The organism is Candidatus Spongiisocius sp. (assembly GCF_965221825.1).
In the GTDB taxonomy this organism is placed as follows: Bacteria; Actinomycetota; Acidimicrobiia; order Spongiisociales; family Spongiisociaceae; genus Spongiisocius.
Genome location: NZ_OZ244917.1, coordinates 1,404,593 through 1,427,389, shown reverse-complemented (window position 1 = coordinate 1,427,389; position 22,797 = coordinate 1,404,593). Strand labels below are relative to the sequence as shown.

21 protein-coding genes are annotated in these 22,797 nt (G+C 68.1%); 12 read left to right on the top strand and 9 right to left on the bottom strand.

Annotated features, from left to right (window positions below; all coding sequences use genetic code 11):
- Positions 1 to 46 precede the first annotated feature (46 nt).
- From ACOQPD_RS06725 to argS, 10 genes are all read left to right on the top strand, one after another.
- The gene (locus ACOQPD_RS06725; protein WP_420614120.1) at positions 47 to 694 is read left to right on the top strand and encodes an MBL fold metallo-hydrolase; all 648 of its coding nucleotides are present in this window, start codon (positions 47 to 49) and stop codon (positions 692 to 694) included.
- Positions 695 to 794: 100 nt separating this feature from the next.
- Positions 795 to 2,039: a histidine--tRNA ligase gene (gene hisS / locus ACOQPD_RS06720; RefSeq protein WP_420614119.1), complete on the top strand. Its 1,245-nt coding sequence runs from the start codon at positions 795 to 797 to the stop codon at positions 2,037 to 2,039.
- On the top strand, positions 2,039 to 3,838 hold the full coding sequence (gene aspS, locus ACOQPD_RS06715; RefSeq protein ID WP_420614118.1) for an aspartate--tRNA ligase: 1,800 nt from the start codon (positions 2,039 to 2,041) through the stop codon (positions 3,836 to 3,838). Before hisS ends, aspS begins: the two co-directional genes overlap by 1 nt.
- Positions 3,839 to 3,850: 12 nt before the next feature.
- The gene (locus tag ACOQPD_RS06710; protein ID WP_420614117.1) at positions 3,851 to 5,218 is read left to right on the top strand and encodes a replication-associated recombination protein A; all 1,368 of its coding nucleotides are present in this window, start codon (positions 3,851 to 3,853) and stop codon (positions 5,216 to 5,218) included.
- A gap of 73 nt (positions 5,219 to 5,291) precedes the next feature.
- On the top strand, positions 5,292 to 7,913 hold the full coding sequence (gene alaS / locus ACOQPD_RS06705) for an alanine--tRNA ligase (RefSeq protein WP_420614116.1): 2,622 nt from the start codon (positions 5,292 to 5,294) through the stop codon (positions 7,911 to 7,913).
- Positions 7,913 to 8,356, top strand: coding sequence for a Holliday junction resolvase RuvX (ruvX, locus tag ACOQPD_RS06700; protein ID WP_420614115.1), 444 nt, complete (start codon positions 7,913 to 7,915; stop codon positions 8,354 to 8,356). Before alaS ends, ruvX begins: the two co-directional genes overlap by 1 nt.
- Entirely contained in the window at positions 8,353 to 9,480 is a 1,128-nt protein-coding gene (mltG, locus tag ACOQPD_RS06695; RefSeq protein ID WP_420614114.1) for an endolytic transglycosylase MltG, read from the top strand. Before ruvX ends, mltG begins: the two co-directional genes overlap by 4 nt.
- Before the next feature lie 5 nt (positions 9,481 to 9,485).
- A complete protein-coding gene (locus tag ACOQPD_RS06690) occupies positions 9,486 to 10,292 on the top strand; it encodes a shikimate dehydrogenase family protein (protein WP_420614113.1) in 807 nt (268 codons plus the stop codon).
- A gap of 441 nt (positions 10,293 to 10,733) precedes the next feature.
- On the top strand, positions 10,734 to 11,495 hold the full coding sequence (locus ACOQPD_RS06685; protein ID WP_420614112.1) for a prepilin peptidase: 762 nt from the start codon (positions 10,734 to 10,736) through the stop codon (positions 11,493 to 11,495).
- 61 nt (positions 11,496 to 11,556) lie between these two features.
- On the top strand, positions 11,557 to 13,320 hold the full coding sequence (gene argS, locus ACOQPD_RS06680) for an arginine--tRNA ligase (RefSeq protein WP_420614111.1): 1,764 nt from the start codon (positions 11,557 to 11,559) through the stop codon (positions 13,318 to 13,320).
- 38 nt (positions 13,321 to 13,358) lie between these two features.
- Here the strand turns inward: argS and ACOQPD_RS06675 are convergent, their stop codons facing one another.
- The 4 genes from ACOQPD_RS06675 to ACOQPD_RS06660 are packed head-to-tail and all read right to left on the bottom strand — an operon-like array spanning position 13,359 to position 17,746.
- Entirely contained in the window at positions 13,359 to 13,997 is a 639-nt protein-coding gene (locus ACOQPD_RS06675) for a hypothetical protein (RefSeq protein ID WP_420614110.1), read from the bottom strand.
- A complete protein-coding gene (locus ACOQPD_RS06670; protein WP_420614109.1) occupies positions 13,994 to 15,241 on the bottom strand; it encodes a (Fe-S)-binding protein in 1,248 nt (415 codons plus the stop codon). The genes ACOQPD_RS06675 and ACOQPD_RS06670 overlap by 4 nt, the downstream gene beginning before the upstream one ends.
- 1 nt (position 15,242) lies before the next feature.
- On the bottom strand, positions 15,243 to 16,325 hold the full coding sequence (locus ACOQPD_RS06665; protein WP_420614108.1) for an FAD-binding oxidoreductase: 1,083 nt from the start codon (positions 16,323 to 16,325) through the stop codon (positions 15,243 to 15,245).
- Positions 16,322 to 17,746 carry an FAD-binding oxidoreductase gene (locus ACOQPD_RS06660; RefSeq protein ID WP_420614107.1) on the bottom strand — a complete coding sequence of 475 codons (1,425 nt, stop codon included), beginning with the start codon at positions 17,744 to 17,746 and terminating at the stop codon, positions 16,322 to 16,324. Before ACOQPD_RS06660 ends, ACOQPD_RS06665 begins: the two co-directional genes overlap by 4 nt.
- 69 nt (positions 17,747 to 17,815) lie before the next feature.
- On the opposite strand from ACOQPD_RS06660, the gene ACOQPD_RS06655 reads away from it, so the two are divergent.
- Positions 17,816 to 18,070 carry a NifU N-terminal domain-containing protein gene (locus ACOQPD_RS06655; RefSeq protein WP_420614106.1) on the top strand — a complete coding sequence of 85 codons (255 nt, stop codon included), beginning with the start codon at positions 17,816 to 17,818 and terminating at the stop codon, positions 18,068 to 18,070.
- Positions 18,071 to 18,193: 123 nt separating this feature from the next.
- Here ACOQPD_RS06655 and ACOQPD_RS06650 read toward each other — a convergent pair whose 3' ends face one another.
- Positions 18,194 to 18,949: a hypothetical protein gene (locus ACOQPD_RS06650; RefSeq protein WP_420614105.1), complete on the bottom strand. Its 756-nt coding sequence runs from the start codon at positions 18,947 to 18,949 to the stop codon at positions 18,194 to 18,196.
- Positions 18,950 to 19,132: 183 nt separating this feature from the next.
- Here ACOQPD_RS06650 and ACOQPD_RS06645 point away from each other — a divergent pair, with 183 nt between their 5' ends.
- Positions 19,133 to 19,795: a hypothetical protein gene (locus tag ACOQPD_RS06645; RefSeq protein WP_420614104.1), complete on the top strand. Its 663-nt coding sequence runs from the start codon at positions 19,133 to 19,135 to the stop codon at positions 19,793 to 19,795.
- 130 nt (positions 19,796 to 19,925) lie between these two features.
- Here the strand turns inward: ACOQPD_RS06645 and glnII are convergent, their stop codons facing one another.
- The 4 genes from glnII to ACOQPD_RS06625 form a co-directional block, all read right to left on the bottom strand.
- Positions 19,926 to 20,957 (bottom strand): glutamine synthetase GlnII, encoded by a 1,032-nt coding sequence (glnII, locus tag ACOQPD_RS06640; protein ID WP_420614103.1) that lies wholly within the window; start codon positions 20,955 to 20,957, stop codon positions 19,926 to 19,928.
- A 248-nt stretch (positions 20,958 to 21,205) separates the two neighbouring features.
- Positions 21,206 to 21,886, bottom strand: coding sequence for a class I SAM-dependent methyltransferase (locus tag ACOQPD_RS06635; protein ID WP_420614102.1), 681 nt, complete (start codon positions 21,884 to 21,886; stop codon positions 21,206 to 21,208).
- A gap of 13 nt (positions 21,887 to 21,899) precedes the next feature.
- Positions 21,900 to 22,286, bottom strand: coding sequence for a RidA family protein (locus ACOQPD_RS06630; RefSeq protein WP_420614101.1), 387 nt, complete (start codon positions 22,284 to 22,286; stop codon positions 21,900 to 21,902).
- Positions 22,287 to 22,378: 92 nt separating this feature from the next.
- The gene (locus ACOQPD_RS06625) at positions 22,379 to 22,741 is read right to left on the bottom strand and encodes a HesB/IscA family protein (RefSeq protein WP_420614100.1); all 363 of its coding nucleotides are present in this window, start codon (positions 22,739 to 22,741) and stop codon (positions 22,379 to 22,381) included.
- Between the last annotated feature and the right edge of the window lie 56 nt (positions 22,742 to 22,797).

The following is a 22,797-nucleotide window of genomic DNA, read 5'->3' as shown; positions in this document are numbered from 1 at the left end:
GGAGTCGGAACCGGCGCCGATCCGTCGCATCTAATCTGGCCGCCTTATGTTGATCCTCCAACTCGAGCTGTGGCTGGTCGCCACCAATACCTACGTGGTCGCCCCGGAGGCCGGTGGGCCGGCGGTCGTCATCGATGCGCCACCGGAGTGTTTCGAGCCCCTCACCGACCTGCTGGCGACGCACGATCTGACACCAACAGCCCTGCTGGTCACCCACGGACATGTCGATCATCTCGGAGGCGCCGCCGATTTCGTGGCTCGAACCGGGGTCGCCGCCTACTTCCACCCGGAGGATGACTTCCTGGCCCGGCGCCCGGAGGATCAGCTCCGCGTCTTGATGGGCACCGTGCCGCCCGGCGACTACCGGCCGCCGGAGACGTATCGGGAACTCTCCGACGGCCAGGTTCTCGACCTGGCCGGCCCCCGGCTCGGGGTAGTGGCGACGCCGGGACACACGCCCGGACATTGCTGCTTCTACCTGGCCGAAGAGGGGGTATTCTTCTCGGGCGACCATCTGCTGGCCGGCTCGATCGGGCGTACCGACCTCCCCGGCGCGGACTACGAGACCCTCATGACGAGCATGAGGGAGAAGGTTCTCCCCCTCGACGACGCGGTCACCGTGATGCCGGGCCATGGTCCTTCGACCACGGTGGGCCGCGAGCGGCGTTTCAACCCCTTCATGGGAGGGTACTGAAAAATGTCCAGTTGGCCTGGAGGCCTACAATGAAACCCCTGGTCAAGATGTGCGGCCAACCAAGTTCCCCGTCTTTTTCAGCACCCTCCCGGGTGTGTGAATGAGCTTCCGGGCGCCCAAGGGCACCGACGACATATTGCCACCGGAGTCCCGGCGCTGGCGCGAGCTGCTCCGGTCCTGGGACCTGCTGGCGGAACAGTACGGGTACGCCTACGTCGCCACCCCCGTATTCGAGGCCACCGACCTGTTCGCCCGGGGGGTGGGTGAGGCTACCGAGGTGGTCGAGAAGCAGATGTACAGCTTCCGGGACAAGGGCGGGCGGAGTCTCACCCTCCGTCCCGAGGTGACTGCGAGCGTCCTGAGGGCCTACATCCAGGCGGGTCTGTCGGGCGAGTTCAAGGGGGCCTACTCGGGACCCTGCTTCCGGTACGAACGCCCGCAGGAGGGCCGCCGCCGGCAGTTCTGGCAGCTGGGGGTCGAGTACCTGGGCGCCCCGGACGCCGAGGCCGACCTGGAGGTGATCGAGCTCGGCTATCGCTACCTGCTGGACTGCGGCCTCGGAGACGTGGTCGTGCACGTGAACTCCATCGGTGACGCCCCGGATCGGGTGGCCTACCACGACCGGCTTTCGGGGTGGCTGGACGAGCGGAGCCACCTGCTCTCCCCGGATGCCCGCCGGCGGATCGGTACCAACCCCTTGCGGGTGCTGGACTCCAAGGCCGACCGGGAAGTGGTGGCCGATGCCCCCGTCCCCGTCGATTACCTGGAGGGGGAGGCCGCCGCGCATCATGACCAACTCATCGCGGGTCTCCAGGAACGGGGGATCGCGCACCGGCATGCCCCCCGGTTGGTGCGGGGCTTGGACTACTACAACCGCACCGTGTTCGAGTACATCCCGCCCCGCTACGGTGCCGCCCATAACGCGGTCGGCGGTGGCGGCCGTTACGACGGATTGTCCCGCTTGCTCGGCGGTGCCGATCTGCCGGGCGTCGGTCTGGCGCTCGGGCTCGACCGGATCCTGTCGGCCGCGGGTCAGAGCCCTCCGGCGAGGGCATTGGACGTGTTCCTGGTAGTGGCCGACCAGGAGCGCCGCAGCCTCGCCCATGCCTTCGCCCGTCGCCTCAGGGCAGCCGGGGTCAGGTGTGATCTGGTGGCGGGCCGCCGATCGGTCAAGGCGCAGTTCCGGGCGGCCAACCGGCGTGACGCGGCGGCTGCCGTGGTGATCGGCGCCGAGTGGGACGAGGGGATGGTGACCTTCAAGGATCTCAGTTCGGGCGACGAGCGCACCATCCCGGCCGGCGAAGTGGCGGCGTGGGTGATCGGCGGGCCCGGGGGAGGGTCCTGATGGCCGCCTACCGTTCCCACTTCGCTGATGAGCTCGGACCCGATCAGCTGGGCCGGCATGTGAAGGTGGCCGGCTGGGTGGCTCGGGTCAGGGACCTGGGCGGTATCAAGTTCTTCGACCTGAGGGATGGGCGGGGGACAGTGCAGGTGGTGGTCGATCCGGCGGTGGTCCCATCGTCCTCGGACCTCCGCATGGAATACTGCGTCCGAGTCGAGGGCACGCTCCGCCGCCGGCCGGCCGGCACCGAGAACCCCGACCTCCCCACCGGGGACTTCGAGGTCGAGGCCGGCTTGCTCAAGGTCTTGAGCAAAGCGGCCCCGCTCCCCTTCATGATCGACGACCGGTCCCGCTCGGAGGAACGGATCCGGCTCGAGTATCGCTATCTGGATCTGCGCCGCCCCCGCATGGCCGCCAATCTGCGGGCCCGTTCGAATTGCATCAGCGCCATCCGGCGCACCCTCGACGGCTTGGGGTTCCTCGACGTGGAAACGCCGACGCTCGTCAACTCGACACCCGAGGGGGCCCGGGACTTCCTGGTCCCGAGCCGGCTGCGGCCCGGCCGTTTCTACGCCCTGCCCCAGAGCCCTCAACTCTTCAAGCAACTACTGATGGTGGCGGGGGTGGAGCGCTACTACCAGATCGCCCGTTGTTACCGGGACGAGGACACCCGGGCCGACCGCCAGGTCGAGTTCACCCAGCTGGATCTGGAGGGATCGTTCTGGGAGCGGGAGGACGTCTTCGCAGCCATCGAACTGGTGGTGGCGGCGGTGGTGAGCGAACTGCGCGGCGTCGAGCTCTCCCTGCCGCTTCCGAGGATCACCTACCAGGAGGCGCTGGCTCGCTACGGCACTGACAAGCCCGATCTACGGTTCGGCATGGAGGTAACCGAGCTGTCGGATGCGTTCTCGGGCACCGGTTTCCGCGGATTCGGCGGCGCCCTCGACGCGGGGGGAGTGGTCCGGGGGATCAACGCCGGGCCGGCGAACCACTCCAGGGCGGAGTTGGACGGTCTGGTGGGCCGGGCCAGGGAATTGGGCGCTGCCGGCCTGGTCTGGGCCGAGGTCAAGGAAGGCGGCGGCTGGCGGTCGCCTGTGGCCAAGTTCTTGGGCGGCGCCGAGATGGCGGAGGCGACCCGGATGCTGGACGCATCGCCGGGCGACCTGTTGCTGCTGGTCGCCGGCGGGGCTGCCATGGCCTCCTCGGTGCTGGGTGCGATGCGCCTGGACCTGGGCCAGCCCGGCAGCCACGAGGAACTGCGTTTCCTCTGGGTGGTGGACTTTCCGGTCTTCGAGACCACCGGCGAGGGCGAGTTGGTCCCGTCCCACCATCCGTTCACCGCTCCGGTCTCGGTGGCGGAGATGCGCGAGAGGCCGGAGACGGCGGTGGCCCAGGCATACGATCTCGTACTCAACGGGTCCGAGCTGGGCTCCGGGTCGGTGCGGATCCATGACCCCGACACCCAGAGGGCCGTGTTCGAGACCCTCGGGATCTCCGATGAGGAGGCCGAGTCCCGTTTCGGCTGGTTTCTCGAGGCTCTCGGCTACGGGACACCACCCCATGCCGGCTTCGCGGTGGGGATCGATCGCCTGGTAGCCATCCTCCAGAACGAGACCAGCATCAGAGAGGTGATCCCGTTCCCCAAGACCCAGAGCGGCGCAGATCCGCTCACCACCGCCCCTACCCGGGTGGTCGACGCCCAGCTGGAGGAGCTCGGTCTGGATCTCACCGCTGATGCCAAGGTGGCCCTGACCGGCACGGACGACCCCCCTTCGGGGCCTTCCGACCCCTCCGGATCCTGACCGGTTAGCCGGATGCAATCCGGGCCCGACCTGTTCTCCGCCGGCCGGGAAAGACGCCGGCGCCGGGTAGCCCCGCTCGCCGACCGCATGCGTCCCCGATCATTGCAGGAGGTGGTGGGTCAACCCGATCTTCTGGGGAAGGGCGCCGCACTCCGAGCCATGGTCGAGTCGGGCCGCCTGGTCTCCGTCCTACTTTTCGGACCACCGGGTACCGGGAAGACAACGCTGGCCCGGCTCATGGCCTCCGAAAGCGACGCAGTCTTCGAGCAGCTGACCGCCTCCGCCCACGGAGTGCGCGATGTTCGCCGGGTCCTGGAGGGGGCGGAGCGCCGGCTCGGGGAGGCGGGGACTCGAACGGTGCTGTTCCTGGACGAGATCCATCGCTTCAACAAGGCCCAGCAGGACGCTCTCCTGCCCGGGGTCGAGAACGGCACGGTCATCCTGGTCGGCGCCACCACCGAGAACCCTTTCTTCGAGGTCAACTCCCCCCTGATCAGCCGGTGCACCCTGTTCCGGCTGATCCCGCTCTCCGCGGCCGCGGTGGTCGAGCTCCTGCAGCGGGCACTGACCGACCGCGAGAGGGGGCTGGGCGCCGCAGGGATGGCGATCGACCCGTCGGCGGCAGAGGCCCTGGCCCGACGGGCGGGAGGAGACGCCCGCCTATCACTCAACGTGCTCGAGTTGGCCGCCATCGTGGCCGGCGGTGAGGGACAGGCCACCATCACCTACCGGCACGTGGAGGAGGCCCTCCAGCGCCGGATCATCCGTTACGACAAGAAGGGCGACCAGCACTACGACGTCATCTCGGCCTTCATCAAGTCGATGAGAGGGTCGGACCCCGACGCCGCCCTCTACTGGCTTCACACCATGCTGTCGGCCGGCGAGGATCCCGAGTTCGTGGCCCGACGGATGGTCATCTTCGCCTCGGAGGATGTCGGGTTGGCCGACCCGGACGCCCTGGTCCAGGCGGTTGCCGCCGCTCAGGCCCTGGCCATGGTGGGCCTGCCCGAGGCGGCCTACAACCTGTCGCAGGCCGCTGTCTACCTGGCTACCGCCCCCAAGTCCGACTCGGTGAAGCGGTCGATGGGAGCAGCCCGGCAGGCGGTCGATGAGACCTCCGCCGCCACCGTCCCCGCCCACCTGCGCTCCACCGGCGGCCGGCTGGTGTCGTCGGAGGTGGACGGCACACCGGCCGGCTACGTGGATCCACACACCGGTCCGGGCCACCTCGCTCCGCAGCCTTACCTTCCGGAGCAGATGGAGGGAAGGATCCTGTACCGGCCCACCCGCCAGGGCCGGGAGGCGGGCATAGCCGACCGGCTCGAGGAATGGGACATGGTGCTCGGCCGCCCCACCAGGACCGGCGACCGCCGCGACTAGCCGCCGTTCCTTCGCGGTTCGATAGCCGGGACCCGCGACCGTCAATCCGCCACTCGGGGCTAACCTGCAGCGGATGCGAGCCAATGCCATCCGGCGCGCCTTCACCGACTTCTTTGCCGAACGAGACCACGTAGTTCGTCCGTCGGCATCGTTGATTCCCACCGATCCGACGTTGCTGGTGACCAACGCCGGCATGGTCCCGTTCAAGCCCTACTTCCTCGGGGAGGAGGAGCCCCCCTGGCCCCGAGCAGTCAGCGTCCAGAAGTGCGTACGGACCGTCGACATCGACATCATCGGTACCACTGCGCGCCATCTGACCATGTTCGAGATGCTCGGGAACTTCTCGTTCGGTGACTACTTCAAGGAACTGGCCATCCGCTACGCCTTCGACTTCGTCACCGGACCGCTCGGTCTGGATCCCGAACTGCTCTGGTACACGGTCTACGAAACCGACGACGAGGCCGAGGAGATCTGGATCGATTCGATCGGGGTTCCCCCCGGTCGGGTGCAGCGGGGCGGCAAGGACAACTTCTGGCAGATGGGCATTCCCGGCCCGTGCGGCCCGTGCTCGGAGATCTTCATCGACCGGGGTCCGGCCTACGGGCATGACGGAGGCCCGATCGGTGGCGGCGAGGACCGGTTCGTGGAGCTCTGGAACCTGGTCTTCATGCAGAACATCCAGGACGAGCCCTATCACGTCGTCGGCGACATCCCCGCTAAGGGGATAGATACCGGCACCGGGCTGGAGCGTCTGGCAATGATCCTCCAGGGGGTCGACACCCTCTTCGAGGCCGACTGTGTCCATGACGTGCTGGCGGCTGCGTCGGGCGCCCTGGGGCGGACCTACGGCGAGGACGAACGGGTCGACGTGACGCTTCGCCTGCTCGCCGACCACGCCCGTGCCTCCACGTTCCTTATCGGCGACCGAGCCCTGCCCGGGAACGAGGGCCGGGGTTACGTGGTGAGGCGCCTGATCCGGCGAGCGGTACGGCACGCCTGGCAGCTGGGCAGCGAGAGCCTCATCATGCCCCGCCTGGCCGAGGTGACCGCCGACGTCATGGAGGATGCCTACCCCGAACTCAAGGCCAACCTCGACTTCATCCGGCACGTCTTCGAGCGGGAGGAGTCCCAGTTCCGGCGCACGCTCGCCACCGGTACCCAGATGCTGGACGAGGCTCTGGAGGGTTCGGAGACAGGCGAAGTCGTGTCCGGCGCCCTGGCCTTCAAGCTGCATGACACGTACGGCTTCCCGATCGACCTCACGCGGGAGATCGTGGCCGAGCAACGGCGCGAGGTGGACCTGGACGGGTTCGAGGCCGAGATGGCCGCCCAGCGGACCCGGGCCAAGGCCGCCTGGAAGGGGGGAGCCGAGGCGGTCCGCGTCGAGTCCTACAAGCGCATCCTCGACACCGTCGGGCCCACCGAGTTCCTGGGTTACGTCAGGGACGATTCGCCTGCCCTCGTCCTCGCCATCCTCCGGGAGGGAGAGCTGGTGGAGAGGGCCGAGGCTGGTCAGGAGGTGGAGGTTTTCCTGGACAGCTCACCCTTCTACGCCGAAGCCGGCGGGCAGGTGGGCGATGTCGGGCTGATCGAGTCGGCGACCGGACGGATCGAGGTGGGCGACACGCAGGCGGCCGTGACCGGGTTACACGGCCACCGAGGCAAGGTCGAGAGTGGTTTCGTCCAGACCGGGCAGGAAGTGGACGCCCGTATCGACAGCCCCCGGCGCGATCGCATCCGCAGGTCCCACACCGGCACCCACCTCCTCCATTGGGCGCTCCGGGAGGTGATCGGCGAGCATGCCAACCAGGCCGGTTCCCTGGTTCAGGACGGGCGCCTCCGTTTTGACTTCAGCCATTACACGGCGGTGCCTCCCGAAGAACTCGGCGAGGTGGAGCAGCTGGTCAACCAGCGGGTGGTGGACAACCATCGGGTGGGGCTGCTCGAGACGTCCAAGGACGAAGCCGAGGCCATGGGGGCCCTGGCCTTCTTCGGCGACAAGTACGGCGAGCGGGTGCGGGTGGTCTCGGTGGGGGACTTCTCGGTCGAGTTCTGCGGGGGCACCCACGTGGGTAGTTCGGCGGAGATCGGGCCGCTGCTGGTCACCTCCGAATCCTCCATCGGGTCGAACGTTCGCAGGGTGGAGGCTCTGACCGGTATGGCCGCCTACGCCCATGCCAGGGAAGCGAGGGAGCGGTTGGCCGATGTAGGTCGCTTCCTCGGCATGTCGATGCCTGAAGTCCCGGCGGGCGTGCGCAGGCTCGCCGAGCGAGCCGACGCCATCCAGAGCGAGTTGGATCAGCGCCGCCAGCAGGAAAGGACAGCGGTGGCTGCCGACCTGGCCGGCGCCGCCCGGCGTACCGGCGATACTTCGTGGCTGGTGGCCGAGCTCGACGATCACGCTCCGGTGGCGTTGCGCCAGGTCGGGGCGCAGGTCCGGGACCGGCTCGGATCCGGTGTCGTGGTGCTGGGAAGCACGACAGGCGGCAAGGGGGCGCTGGTCGGCCTGGCGACCCGGGACCTGGTCGACCGGGGTGTTTCGGCGGCCGATCTCGTACTGGTGGGTGCCAAGCTTCTCGGCGGGGGAGGGAGTCGCGACCCAGAGCTGTCACAGGCAGGCGGACCGAGAGGCGACAAGGTTGGCGAGGCTCTGGACGCGATTCGGGAGGCGGTGGCACGCCGTCTGAGTGCCTGATGAGCGCCGTACCGGACCTGGCCGGCCGCATCATGGGCATCGACTACGGAAGCCGGCGAGTGGGTGTGGCTCTCTCCGACCGGCTCGGAATCGCCGCTCATCCCTTCGACGTGTTCGAGGCGGGTCCCGATCTCCCCCGCCGGCTGGCCGACCTGGTCGGTTCCGAGGATGTGACCGAGGTGGTGGTTGGGTTGCCGGTCTCGCTCGATGGCACCGAACAGGCTGCCGCTCGCAGGACCCGCCGCTTTGCCGATCGGCTCCGTCCCCTCGTCGAGGTGGAAGTGGTCCTGTACGACGAGCGCCTGACCACCCGGATCGCGGAAGGCGTCCTGGTGGCGGCAGGAACATCCCGGGCAAAGCGACGCCGGCGGGTCGACAAGGTAGCGGCCGCGGTGATGCTCCAGGGCTATCTGGACAATCGAGCCCGGGCGAGGGTGGAATGAGCGCCTACCGGCGACCGGATCGCCCGCCGGAGCGTCACACCGACGGCGATGATCGGTGGCTGATCCGCGCCCGGGGCGGTATCACCGGCCTGCTGGTGGCGGCGGTGGTCACCTACGCCCTGATAGTGGGAGGCGCCGGCCTGGGCAACTGGGTCAACAGGCTGGGCGGGCTCGGTGGCGGAGACCAGACCGCCGAGGTCGAGCCGGGACGCACCGTGGCGGTGGAGATCCCGTCCGGGTCCAGTGCCCGCAGCATCGCCGGCATCCTGGTGACCAACGGTGTGGTGCCATCAGCCATCGAGTTCGAGTCGCTGGTCCGGACTCGTGAGGCGGGCAGCCTCCTCAAAGCCGGAACCTACGAGCTGGTTACCGGAGCCGACCTTGACGAGATCGTGGACCTTCTCATCGCGGGGCCGTCCCTCGATGTGTTCCGGGTGACGGTGGTCGAAGGTCTCCGTCTCGGCGAGGTCCTGGAGGCGCTGGCCCTGGCCACCGGCGACTACTCGGACGAGGATTTCACGGCTGCGCTCGCGAACGGTGATGTCACCTCCTCCTACGTGCCGCAGGGCCTCGAGACGAGGGTATGGGAGGGGCTCTTCTTCCCGGCCACCTACGAGTTCTTCGGCGATGCCACCCCGTCCGAGATGCTGCAACGGCTGGCCACCGAGATGGAGCGACGCCTGGAGGGGTACGACTGGTCCACGGTCACCGCGCGGGGCTTCTCGGTGTACGAAGGGCTGGTCATGGCCTCGCTCGTGGAGGCCGAGGCCGGAACCGATGAGGACCGGCCCCTGATCGCCAGCGTTATCAATAACCGGCTGGAGCGGGGCATGCCACTCCAGATCGACGCCACGGTCCTGTACGCCCTGGAGGACCGGGGCCGGTCGCCCACGCTCGAGGATCTCGAGTTCGAGTCTCCCTACAACACCTACCGGATATCAGGTCTCCCCCCGACACCGATCGGCGCACCCGGCGCCAAGTCAATAGAAGCTGTCATCGAGCCGGCGGAGACCGACTACCTCTATTACGTCCTCACCTCGGAGGATGGATCCCACTCCTTCTTCAGCGAATACGACGACTTCCTGGTGGCCAAGCAACAGGCGGACGCCCTGGGGATCGGTTGATCCGGATGGCCTTCCTGCATCTGGCGGTCCTCGGCGATCCGGTAGCCCATTCGCTCTCTCCGGTCATCCACGCCGCCGCCCTGGAGTTCGCGGGGCTCGAGGGCGCCTACAGCCGGCGCCAAGTCGACCGCCGCGGCATGAGACGGGCTGCAGACGATCTCCGGGCCGGACGCCTGACCGGCGCCAACGTCACCATGCCCCACAAGGCACTGGCCGCAGGGTTGGCGGACCGGCGGTCAGGCGCGGTGGTCCGCTCGGGCGGCGCTAACACCCTCTGGATGGAGAACGGCCGGCTTCACGCCGACTCGACCGACCCGGACGGCGTGCGCTTCGCCTGGCAGCACGCTCAACTCCCCGGCGATGCCCCGGCGTTGTTGCTTGGCGCGGGCGCGGCCGCTGCGGCGGCGCTCCTGGCGCTGAGCGATCGTGACGTCCGGGTGGCGGCGCGGCGGCCGCAAGCAGCCCACCAGCTGGTGGCGCGGGTGGGGGTCGAGGCCGCGGTTGCTCCGTGGGGACAGCCGGTGCCGGGGGCGGTGCTGGTCAATGCGACTCCGCTGGGCATGCGGGGAGAAGCCCTGCCGGCCGGCGTGCTGGAGGAGGCGGGGGGCCTGCTGGAACTGGCCTACGGTCGCGGCCAGACCCCGGCCGAGGCCGTGCTGGCGGCGCGGGGCCTGCCGGTCGCATCCGGGGAGCTGATGCTGGTCGGCCAGGGAGCGGCTTCGTTCGCCATCTGGACCGGTGTGGAGGTGCCCCCTACCGTCATGCTGGAGGCGCTGGCCGCACACCGGGATCAGCCCACCCCTCCCGCCTGATGTCCCGGATTGGCGGTTCGTGGGGTTTCGGGGCCTCCTGAACGAGGCACTCGACCGATCCGGATCGATCTTGATTCTCTGGCCCCTGCCGTTGTCCGGCGACAAGGGGGTTGAAAGTGTCACACCCCCGCTATACGTTGCCGGATACCGCAATTACCAGCGGCTCCGCTGTCGACCGGGCCGTGAGAGGGATCAAATCGTTCGAGGTCGCCCCGTGGAGGGCTTAGCGGGCCGCGTCTCGAACCCAGGTGGTGGCGGTGGGGGAGGGCCCGCCGGGCGGGGCTTGGCGTGGCGATTTCGCGGTGCCTCCCGATGCAGGACACGAGGAGCATACTGATGAAGACGGTGATGGGTTGGACCACGATGTCCCTGCCAGGGCTTTCATTGCCGAACTATCAGGCCGTCTGGCCACTGTCCGGCACCCTCCTGGTGGAGTAGGCGATGCCGCTCTACCTGGTCGCAGGACTGGTTGGCCTCTTCGCGGGCCGGTTCCTGGTGACCCTGACCCGGGCCGAGCTGGAGCGGGCGCCGGTCAGGTCGGTGATCGCCTGCCGCCCGGCCTGCGACTGCCCTGCGCGGCCGGCGGATCACGTACCTCTGTTGTGGTGGATGGGAGGCGGGGATCCCTGCTCCCGATGCCACCGGTCCGCGGGGGCCATCTACCGGCTGGCGGAGCCGGTGACGGCGGTCGCCTGGGCCGGTACGGTCTGGCTGGCCGGCCCCCGGTGGACCCTGGCGGCCTTTCTGTGGATGGTGGCTATGACGGTGGTGCTGAGCTTCGTCGACCTGCGCAGCTACCGCCTTCCCAACCGGGTGCTCGTGCCCGGCACGGCGGTGGGCCTGGCACTGCTCGCCGGTGGGGCCATCGCGGACGGCCGGATCGGCGACGTGCCGGAGGCGCTGGCTACCGGCCTCGGCTACTCCGTCGTGCTGCTGATCCCGGCCCTGCTGACCCGAGGCGCTATCGGGATGGGCGACGTGAAGCTGGCGTTCCCGCTGGGACTGTTCGCCGGCTACCACGGCTGGGAAACGGCCGTGGCGGCCCTGGTGGGCGCCTTCCTGGCGGCCGGAGCGGTGGGTGTCCTGCTGCTGGCCCTGCGTCGCATCACCCGACACGATCACCTGCCGTTCGGTCCCTTCATGGTCGCCGGGGCCTGGTTCGCGATAGCACGGGCGCTGGTCGGAGGTGCCGGGATCACCTGAGGGCCGGTCATCTCTCATCCCGTGGTTACTTCAGGGTGAGGGTCTATCCTGCCGGATTCGTATGAGCCTTCTCTCGGACCTGACCACGATCGTCGCGGCCGGCTTCGAATCCGCCGGATTGGACGCCTCGTTCGGCGCCGTCCAGGTCTCCGATCGTCCCGACCTGGGCCAGTTCCAGTGCAACGGTGCGCTGGCAGCCGCCCGGAGCGCCGGTCGTAACCCGCGCGACATAGCCCGGCAGGTGGTGACGCAGATCGAGAACGACCATAGGCTCGCGTCGGTGTCGATCGCCGGGCCGGGTTTCATCAACCTGACCGTTACCGACCGTACCCTCGCCGACTGCATGGACGCCATGGCGGGGGACGTGCGGTTGGGCGTGTCTCCGGTCGAGCAGCCGCTCAGCGTGATCGTGGACTATGCGGGGCCGAACGTGGCCAAGTCGATGCATGTCGGGCACCTCCGAGCCACGATCATCGGGGACACTCTCAAGCGCCTTTTCCGTTTCGCAGGACACGGCGTGCTGGGAGACGTCCACTTCGGCGACTGGGGCCTTCAGATGGGCATGCTCATCGTGGCCACCCGCCGGCGCCATCCGGACCTGGCGCACTTCGACGGATCCTACGAGGGTCCCTACGAGGAACCCCTTGGCGTGACTCTGGCCGATCTCCAGGAGTGGTATCCGGAGATGGCCCGCGAGGTTGCCCGGGACGAGGACGTCGCCGCGGAAGCTCGGCGCGCGACCACCGATCTGCAGTCGGGCCGGCCCGGATACGTGGCGCTCTGGGAACACTTCGTCCGGGTGTCCCGCGCCTCCCAGGAGCGGGACTTCTCCGACCTGGGGGTGGAGTTCGACCTCTGGTACGGGGAGAGCACGGTCCGGGACCTGCTACGGCCGCTGGTGGATGACGCCCTTGCTCGGGGGATAGCGGTGCGGTCGGACGGAGCCGTGGTGATCGAAGTGAGCCGGCCCGGCGACAAGGCCGAGTTCACGCCCCTGGTGCTCGAGACCTCCCACGGCGCCTTCCTCTACGGCACCACCGACGTGGCCACCATCCAGATGCGGGTCGCGGATTTGAAGGCGGACCTGATCCTCTACGTAGTCGACTCTCGCCAGTCCTACCACCTCGAGCAGGTATTCCGGGCCGCCCGCCGGGCCGGCCTGTCCGGCCGGGCAGTCATGGAACACATCGGCTTCGGAACCATGAACGCGCGGGACGGAACCCCCTTCAAGACACGGGAGGGCGGCGTGCTCAGGTTGGGAGATCTGATCGAGATGGTCACTGACGCCGCGGCGACCCGTCTCGAGGAGTCGGATCTGGCAGCCGGATACTCACGGGCGGAACGGGCCGTGATCGCTCGCCAGGTCGGGATCGCTGCTCTCAAGTTCGGCGACCTGGTCAACAACCGAACCTCCAACTACGTCTTCGACCTGCGCCGGTTCACCGCGCTGGAAGGCAAGACCGGGCCCTACCTCCAAATGGCGGCAGTGCGCATGGATTCGATCCTCGCCCGGGCCTCGCGCCGGGGATTGGCGCCGGGCGCCGTCCTGCCGCCGCGCCGCGACACGGACACCGGGCTCGTGCTACGCCTTCTCCAGCTCCCGGAGGTGATCGACCGCGCCATGGAGTTGCGCGCCCCCAACCATCTGGCCGAGTTCGCCTACGAGGTGGCCGCTGATTTCAGCCGTTTCTACGAGGCATGCCACATCCTGACCGAGCCTGATCCCGGGCAGCAAGCCTCGTGGCTGGAAATGGTCCGGACGGCCCGCCGGACCATGGAGCTCCTGCTCGATCTGCTGGGAATCGAGGTTCCTGCCCGCATGTAGGCATTCGCCTGCCGGGCTCTCCCGATACGGCTCCCGGCTCAGGCGCCCCGGTACTCCAGGATGACGAGCAGCATCCAGGGTGCGTAGAGCAGGGATGGAACGTTGGTGGCGATCCACCGGTACCGTGGCGCCCCGTACTGGAGGGCCGGCCAGGCCAGTGCCAGGGCGATCAGACCTGCCGGCCAGGCCCGTCCGCCCACCACGTCCAGATAGGCAGGCAAGAGGTCGAACAGTTCGGAGAAGCGCGCCAGCGCCGAGGCCGACAGGTCTGCCAGCCGGCCGGTGATCCAGGTGCCGACCAGGATGGCCGGTACCCAGGTGAGGAGCGTTTCCCACGCTTCGGCCTCCGCCCGCCGACCGGATCGCCCGAGTCCCCCCTCTGCGGCCAGGCCTATCACCGCCGCGCCGAGCATCAACACCGCCACGCCGACCGCCAGGACTTCGGACTCCGGCGGCGCCAGATCCAGCGTGAGCAGGCCGAGCCCACCCAGGGCCAGCCCGATCCCCATGCCGGCGAGTCCGGTGCCGATGACCGCCAGTACTACCCCGAGCACCGTCCGCAGCGACTGGATACCGATGGTCGCCCACCTCCAGACCTCGGATCCGGGCTGGAGAGTCGGGGGCAGCAGTTCCGGGATGTTCCGGCGCCGCCGCTCGTACGGTGGGTAGTCGGTCACCGGACCTCGCCCCGTCTCTCGGACCGCTGCAGTGCCTCCCAGTAGAGCTCCACCGGATGAGCGACCCGGGCCTCATGGCCGAGTTCGCTCAGGTAGCTGCGCAGCTGGATCTCGCATCCCGGATTGGCGCTGGCTACCAGAGCGGCCCCGGTCGATTGCACCTGGCCCGCCTTGGAAGATCCAAGCCGGCGCGACATGTCAGGTTCCAGCAGGCTGTAGATGCCGGCTGCGCCACAACATCGACCCTCCGGGTCGATCTCGACAACGGTAAGCCCGGCCGCGGCCAGGATTGCTCGCGGCTGGTCGGTGATCCGCTGCACATGCCGGAGATGGCAGGGGTCCTGCACCGCCACCGTGCGGCCGTCAGCGCCCAATCGGGGGAGCCTTCCGTCGGCGATCGCCTCCGCCACCACCTCGTTCGCATCGGCCACCCGGGTGGCGAGCTCCTCCCCGCCGTCGACCCAATGGTCGTATTCTTTCATGTGGGCCCCGCACCCGGCCGAGTTGACTACTACCAGATCCACATCCCGGAAGGCCCCCATGTTCACCGAGGCCATCTTCCGGGTGTCGTCCGCCCAGCCGTCATGCGCGGCGAGTGCTCCACAGCAGGTCTGACCCCGGGGTGATACCACTTCCCACCCTGCCGCCGCCAGCAGCTCGACGGTGGCGGTGTGGACATCTCCGAACCAGGCGTCCATGACGCAACCGGCCAGGAGAGCGGCCACCCCCCGTCTCTCCCCCCGTGCGGCCTGAGTCCTCCCGACGATCGAGGGTGGCCTTCCCTTGAGTGATCGCATCCCTGCCAGGCTGCCCCGGATCCGGCGAGGCGCCAATCTGTCGAGCCGGGATGACTGGGCGATCGACGCGGCCACCGTACCTAGACGAACCGCTGTCCGGCTACGTAGCAGGCGGGCGGTCACCAGCCTCCGGAGCCGTCGGTCGACCCCCGACGTCTGGGCGGCTATCTCGGCTCTGGCGCCCTCCATGGCCCGGCCGAACGGCACGAACGACGGGCACACGACCTCGCAGGCCCGGCATTGCAGGCATGCGCCCATGATCTCCTCGAAGCGGCTGTCCACGGGTCGTCCTGCGGCGACCGCCGACATCGCGGTCAGGCGCCCCCTCGGCGAGGCTGTCTCCAGTCCGGTCAGCCGGAAGGTGGGACAGCTCGGCAGGCACAGCCCGCACTGGATGCACGAGGAGAGCTCGTCCGCTCGCGGCGCGTGACGGGTTACCCAGCTCATGTCAGATACGCCCCGGCAGGATGCCCCGATTGATCCTGCGGCCGGGATCGAACAGGTTGACGACCCGCCGCTGGATCTCGATCGACGGCGGTGGCGTCCCCCATGGATCGAATGCCCCGACCACCGCTGCGGGCGCGTCCAGCATCACCAGAGCGCCTCCGAGGGACTCGGCCCGGCGTCTCAGCTCGTCGAGTTCTCCGAAATCGGCCTCGTCGGCGGCGACAGTCGCCTCGCCGACGCCGAACTGGGCCAGGTAGGTCCAGGCCGGGTCTAGCCGATCAACGATGCCCCGCAAGGACGAGGGCGGGGTCCGCACCGAGAAGCGAATGGCTCCGGACGGGTGGCTCGGCCAGTTCAGCCCGGCGACGGGCTCGGCGCCCAGCGCGGCCGCCTGGCCCACCACCTCCTCGTGGGTGCCTCCGAGAAACACGGCGGCGCCTTCCCGGGTCTCCAGCACGGCCAAGGGGCGAAAGGCCACCTCGAGCGCCTCTTCGGGGGACTCCACGGGTACGGTGGCGGATGCCTGGGGAACCGGCCACAGCTTGAGGCAGACCCGCGCGATCAGGCCCATCGCTCCGAGAGAGCCCGTGGCGAGGCGGGGAATGTCATACCCGGTCACGTTCTTCACCACCCGGCCTCCGGCGGTGACTATCCGGCCGTCGCTGGACACCAGGGTCAACTCCAGTACCCGGTCCCGGATCGGTCCGTACCGGTGACGCCGCCATCCGGACGTGGCGGTCGCGATCGCCCCGCCCACCGTGCCCGTTCCTGGTTGCTCCGGCAGCAGGGCGGTCTGGCCCTTCGACGCGAGCATCTGCTCGAGTTCTTCGACCAGAACACCCGCTTCCACCACCACGGTCAGGTCGTCCGGCTCCCACGCCACCACTCGATCCAGCCGGGAGGTGGAAAGGACCACGTCGGAGGCCACCGGGTATCCGATACCCCGGTGCGAGCCGCCGCCGCGGATGCGGATACGGTCGCTTCCGGCGGGCAGGTTGGCCATCAGGCCGGCCGCCTCCTCCACGGTCTCGGGTGCGGCGGCCGGTAGGCCCGAGCCTTCCCGGGCAGAGGTGGCGAGGCTCACACCCAAGCCCCCACCGGCGGCGGACGGCCGAAGTCGAAGCAGCGTGAACCTTGCGGAACGATCTTGCCGGGGTTCAACCTTCCCCCGGGGTCGAGAGCCTCGCGGATGCGGGCCTGGGCATCGAGGTCCATCTCGTCGAAGACCAGATGCATGTAATCCCGCTTCTCCATGCCGATACCGTGCTCACCGGAAAGCGAACCGCCGATGGCGACGCACATCTCGATGAGGTCTTTCCCGGCCGCATCCACCCGCTCCATCACCCCCGGAACGGAACCATCGAACGACATGAGCGGATGCAGGTTGCCGTCGCCTGCGTGGAAGACGTTGAGCATCGGGATGTCGTGACGCTTCGAGATGGCGTAGGTCTGCTCGATAGCCTCCACCAGCCGGGTCCGGGGTACCACGGTGTCGTGCAGGTAGTAGTCCGGGTTCATCTGGGCGATGGCGCCGAAGGCCGACTTGCGGCCCAACCAGATCCGTTTCCGTTCCGCCTCGTCCGAGGCGATGCGGATGAGGGTCGCCTGATGGGATGCGGCGAGGCGGCGTACCAGCTCGGCCTCGGCGTCCACTGCCGAAGGATGCCCGGTCACCTCGGCGATCAGCACGGCCGCCGCCTCGGTGGGGAATCCGGCGTTGGCGAAACGTTCCACCGCGACCGTCATCGGCTGGTCCATCATCTCGAGGGCTGCCGGGATCAGCCCATTGGCGATGATCCCCGACACGGTGGCAGCCGCATGCTGTACCTCGGAAAAGGCCAGGAGGATGGTGCGGGATGCGGGCGGGTTGGGCAGCAGGTTCACCAGGACGTCGGTGACGATACCCAGCGTTCCCTCGGAGCCGACCATCAACCCGCGTATGTCTAGCCCGATCGGATCCGGCGCCGGCCCACCCACCGTCACGATGTCGCCATCCGATGTCACCATCTCCATCGCCAGCACATGGTTGACGGTGGTGCCCTCGGCCAGGCAGTGGGGTCCCCCCGAGTTGTTGGCGACGTTGCCTCCGATCGTGCATACCGACTGGGAGGAGGGATCGGGCGCGTAGTGGAGCCCGAACGGCGTGGTGTGGATGCTGAGGTCCAGGTTGATGACTCCGGGCTGTACCCAGACGCACCGGTTCTCGACATCGACGCGGCCGATCCGGTTCATGCGGGTGGTGACCATGAGCACGTGGGGTCCGGTGGTGACCGCCCCACCTGCCAGGCCGGTTCCCGACCCGCGCGGCACCACCGGCACGCCGTGGTGACCGGCGAGGTGCATGATCGTGGCTACGTCGGCGGTGTCGCGGGGGAAGACCACCAAGCCCGGCTCGCCGCGTACCAGTCCGGCATCCTTGCCGAACACGTACAGGTCGAGCGGGTCGGAGGCCACCTGCTCGTCACCCAGCCGGCGACGGAGGTCAAGTTCTAGGGACGGAACCACATGAGAATGGTAGTGGTTGGGGGTTGTGCAATAGGGGGCCGGGTTAACATCTCCGGCACAGGAGGTCCGGTGCCGATCGATCCCCAATTCACCCCGAATCCGAACGCGCTGAAGTTCACCGTCGGGGTGGAGGTCGGCGGTCCACGTAGCTACGTGGCGGCCAACGCCGGAGACGATCCGGTGGCCGGCGAGTTGTTCGGGATCGACGGGATCATGAGCGTCTTCATGACCGCCGACTTCGTCACCGTCACCAAGAATCCCGACGCCGACTGGTCCGGCATCACCCCCGGGGTTACGGACATCCTCGAGAACCACTTTTCGTAACTCTGAGCATTAGCGTGTCCCGCCACGCGGATCGACGAGCGATCAGGTCAGACCGGCGAACGACGGCCGAGCACTCCGGGACAAGCCCCCTCCCGCCAGAATCGGGGTTGGGACTCCCGTAGATCAACGCGTCATGGGCCATCCGATGCCGGTCGAGTCCACCACCCATACCAGCTCGGTCTCGGGCAACGGGATCAGCTCCGTCTCGGCAGGTGTGGCGAGCTCGGGCAGCGACAGGGCGCGTACCTCTCCATCCTGCTCCACCCGGAGGTCGACATCCACCCGTTCCACCGGGAGCCGCCGGAAGCCGATGCCGTCCGGCGCCACCAATCGGCGGATCAGGACGCGGGCTCGGTAGGTGTCCGGTCCGGTCTGGGTGACTGATCGGGTCCGGGTCCATTCCACATAGGACACGGTCCCGGCACCGGATAGCTCAGGTGCCACCCCGTCGGGCAGTCGCAGGCCCGAAGCGGCCTCCACCCGCTCGGTCCATACCTCGGATGGGTCGATGGTGAAGAACTCCAGCACCAGCCATTCGGCCGTTCCGGCCACCGTGCGCTCCGTCCCTTCCCGGTCGACCGCCATGAGGTCAGCCTCCGAAATCCGGGCGGTGACCTCCGGCTCGGCCAAGGCCACGGTGGCCGGTACCGGTCCACCGTCAGCCACATGCGGGATGGTGGTGGTTGTCGCCAGCGGCTCGGCGGCGACGGCAATCGGGGTGACCGGCACCAGATCCGACGCCGTAGGCCGGTTGATGTGCCGGAATACGACCATGCCCAGCACCACCACGATAAGGCCGGCTGCGACGCCGTAGATCAGGAGCTTGCGGTCGGGCTGGGGAGGGATGGTGAGCTGTTCCCACGGGAGGTGCTCGCTCACCTGGTCGTCGGTTGGGGGTGGAAGGTTTGGCACGGGTGGACCCTTTCGCTCCTCCCGGTGCCGACGAACATCGCGCCTACCGGCAACATACCCGGAACATCCGGGCATTTCCAGCATGTCCTGATACTCCGTCGGGCATGGATAACCGGGAAACCGGTCGCGTGCGGACTAACGTTGTTCGCTATGGTGTCCAACCCTGACCCCAGGCCCGGCCGGTGGGTGTTGCCCTTGGTGGTGCTGGGAATGATCCTGTTCACCTGGGTCTGGGTGAACCGTCTGGAGCCACCCGCCGTCGAGGGTACCGCGGGTCCATCCGGTACCACTCGGTCCACGACCGAGACAACGCCGGCCGTTGACGAAACCACCGCCGGCGGTGATGGCACCGAGACGCCCGAAGAGACCACCCCCACGACCCTCCTGCCGCCCGAGATCGAGGTGTACCTCACCAACCTGGCGGAGGACAAGGCTGCGCTGGCGGCGCTGGTCGAGGAACTGAATGCTGTCAACGACGCCTGGGAGAACCGGGATCAGACAGGCGTTACCTTCTCCGAGACCGAAACCGCCATGGTTGCCGCCTCCGAGCGGGCCGTAGTCTTCAGCGAGGCGGTGGAGCTCCACCGGCCACCCGAGGACGTGGCGGGGTTGACCGACGCTCACCAGCGGGTCTACGAGTCGGCGGCCGCGGTAGCCGAAGCAGCCGCCAGCACCCTCGCCGGACTGAGGGCGCCCGACACGGGAGAACTCCGCCGAGCAGCGGTGGTCGAGTTCCGAGCCGCGGCGGCCAGCTTCGAGCAGCAGGTCGACCAGATCAGCGAGATCGTCATGCAAGGCTTCGGCGCAGCCTGAGCTCTGGGCAAGGAGCGAGAGAAGGTCGGCTCCCGCGACTAGGCCTGACCGGCGACCGGCCGGGCGCTATTGAAAACGACCGAAGCCCGATGCGCGCTTGCGGCACGCATCGGGCCTGGTGGACGGTTGGTTAGGAGGAGGCCGCTCCGCAGATGGTCTCCATGATCAGGCGGGTGACCACGTAAGGATCGCAGTTGGAGTTGGGCCGGCGATCCTCGATGTAGCCCTTCTGGTTCTTGTGGGTGGTCCAGGGGATCCTCACCGATGCGCCCCGGTCCGACACCGCGTAACTGAACTGGTCGTAGCGCTGGGTCTCGTGGGCGCCCGTCAGCCGCATCTCGATGTCGGCGCCGTAGTTCTTGATGTGCTCTTCGGCATTGGAGCCGAGAGCCTCGCAGGCGGCGATCACCGCGTCGTAGCTCTCCATCATCTGGCGGGTCGACACGTTGGTGTGGCATCCGGCGCCGTTCCAGTCACCCTGTACCGGCTTCGGATGCAGGGTCACCTGGAGACCGTAGTCCTCGGCGATCCGCTCGATCAGCCAGCGGGCGATCAGGATCTGGTCGGACACCTCTACCGGCGGCAGCGGCCCGATCTGGTATTCCCACTGCCCGGGCATAACCTCGGCGTTGGTGCCCTCGATAGACAGGCCGGCGTCGATGCAGGCCTGGCTGTGAGCATCCACCACTGCCCTCCCGAAGGCGCGATTGGCGCCCACCGAGCAGTAGTAGGGGCCCTGCGGGGCCGGATATCCACCGAGCGGGAATCCCGGCGGGGGACCGTAGTACTGGCTGGCCGTCGGGTCCATCATCGTGATGAACGTGTACTCCTGCTCCAATCCGAAGATCGGGCTGAAGTCGTCGGCATACTTGGCCTCGGCTTCCACGCACGCCGCCCTCGTGTTGGTGGGGTGGGGTTCGAAGTCGGGCGTCAAGCACTCGCTCAGCACGAGTATGTCGTCGCCGCCCCTGATCGGGTCGGGTACGGTCTTCACCGGCCTGAGCACCACGTCCGAGTCGCCTCCTGGCGCCTGGTTGGTACTAGATCCGTCGAAGCCCCAGATGCCCGGCTCTTCGCCGTCCTTGAGCACGTTGGTCTTCGACCGCAGTAGCGGGGTCGGCTCGGTCCCGTCCGACCAGATGTACATAGCTCTGTATGCCATAGAAGCATCCTCTCATCAACGGAGTCCCCCATGCCGCGGTGAGTAGACCGCTTGGCGAGTGGTCGCCTCTACCCCTTCGCGATCATTCGCACCCAGGCATCTATCAGGGCGTGGCGTGGCAAGGCTAGTCCGCCCGAGCATGATTCGGAAACGCATGGGTGTTCCGGTCGTTTCCGATCAGGCAGCGGCGCCCGGCGATGGAGCGACGGCACCGATCGACTCCGACCAGGCTATCCGGTCCGACCAGGCTATCCGGCCGGTTCCAAGGGTTTGGTGGCCAACAGCAATATGTCGTGGGCCACCCGCACCAGGCCGTCCTCGCCTTCCACGTCCCGGTAGACCTTCTCGTTCCTGAGGATCTCCAAGTCACCGAAATCGGCAGCGAGGGCGCTCTCGTCGAACAGCACCTCCGGATACTGGGGACCTCCTACGCCGTCCGTGATGTTGTCGGAGTGGTGGGCTATCAGCCAGACCGTTCCCCCGGGAGCGACGGCATCCGCGGCTCTGGCATGAGCCACCCGGCGGTCATGTGGCGGTAGCTGAAGATAGGAGAGAACCACCAGGTCAAAGGCACCCGCCGGCGGTGTCCAATCCTCCACCACGTTCGCCACCTCGAAGCTCACCTCCACCGTGCGGTCGGCGGCCAACTTGCGGGCCTGCTCGATCGCCACCGGGGAGACGTCGACTCCGATTACCCGATGGCCTTGGGTGGCCAGCCATACCGCGTTGCGTCCCTGCCCGCATCCGAGGTCGAGAATCCTGCGCGGGGTGAGCCCGGTCGCGTATTCAGCCAGAAACCGGTTGGGGTCGGATCCCCAAACCATGCCCCGGGTCGCGTAGCGCTCGTTCCAGGCCTCCATGGTGCCGCTCTCGTGATAGGAGGCGGTTGGAGCATGGCCCGAGGACTCGGCGTGGCCGGCCGGCTGCATGGACCCGGGGGCCTTACCCGCCGCTTCGGGCGGCCACGATCTCGATCTCGACCTGGAACCCACCCGGCAGGGCGGACACCTCCACCGCTGACCGGGCCGGCGGGCCGGCTTCGAAGTACCCGGCGTACACCTCGTTGATAGCGGAGTAGTCCCCGATGTCAACCATGAAAATGGTGGTCTTGACGATGTCGGAGTAGCCGAGCCCGATGTCATCCAGCATGGCGCCGATGTTGTTCATGACCTGGCGGGTCTGCGCAGACACGTCACCATCCTCTCGTCCGCCCTCCGGGACAAGAGCCACCTGACCCGACAAGAACACCAGGCCGGCGGCCTCGACCGCCACCGAATACGGACCGATGGCGGGTGGGGCGCTGGGGGTTTTGAGAATTCTTCCTGCCATAGCGATGCCTCCGTTGTCTCAGGTCAAGAGGCTACCGGGCCGGCAGAGGAGTTCGGTACCCCGGCAGGACCGCCCGGACTGCCGGCGTGGAGCTAGCTAAAGCTGTTGCCGCAACCGCACGACCTGGTGACGTTCGGGTTGTTGATGGCGAAACCCGCCTCCATGAGGCCGTCCTGGTAGTCGAGGGTCGAACCGCGCAGCAGGTCCACGCTCTGGCGATCGACCACCACGTCGACACCCTCGAACTCCTCGACGACGTCGGCGTCGGACCTGTCGGAGTCGAAGAACATCTCGTACGAGAATCCGGAACACCCTCCGGGGCGGACGGCCATACGCAGGGCCAACGCCGGATCGCCTTCGGAGACCAGCAGCTCACGCACCTTGGCGACCGCTCCATCGGTCAGGGTGACCGCTCTCATCGGCCGGCGCGTGCTTATGTTGACGAGTTGTTCCATCCGGGTACTCCCGTTCGACCGTGCGGGCCATTCCGAGGAACCGACCCGGCGCGAAC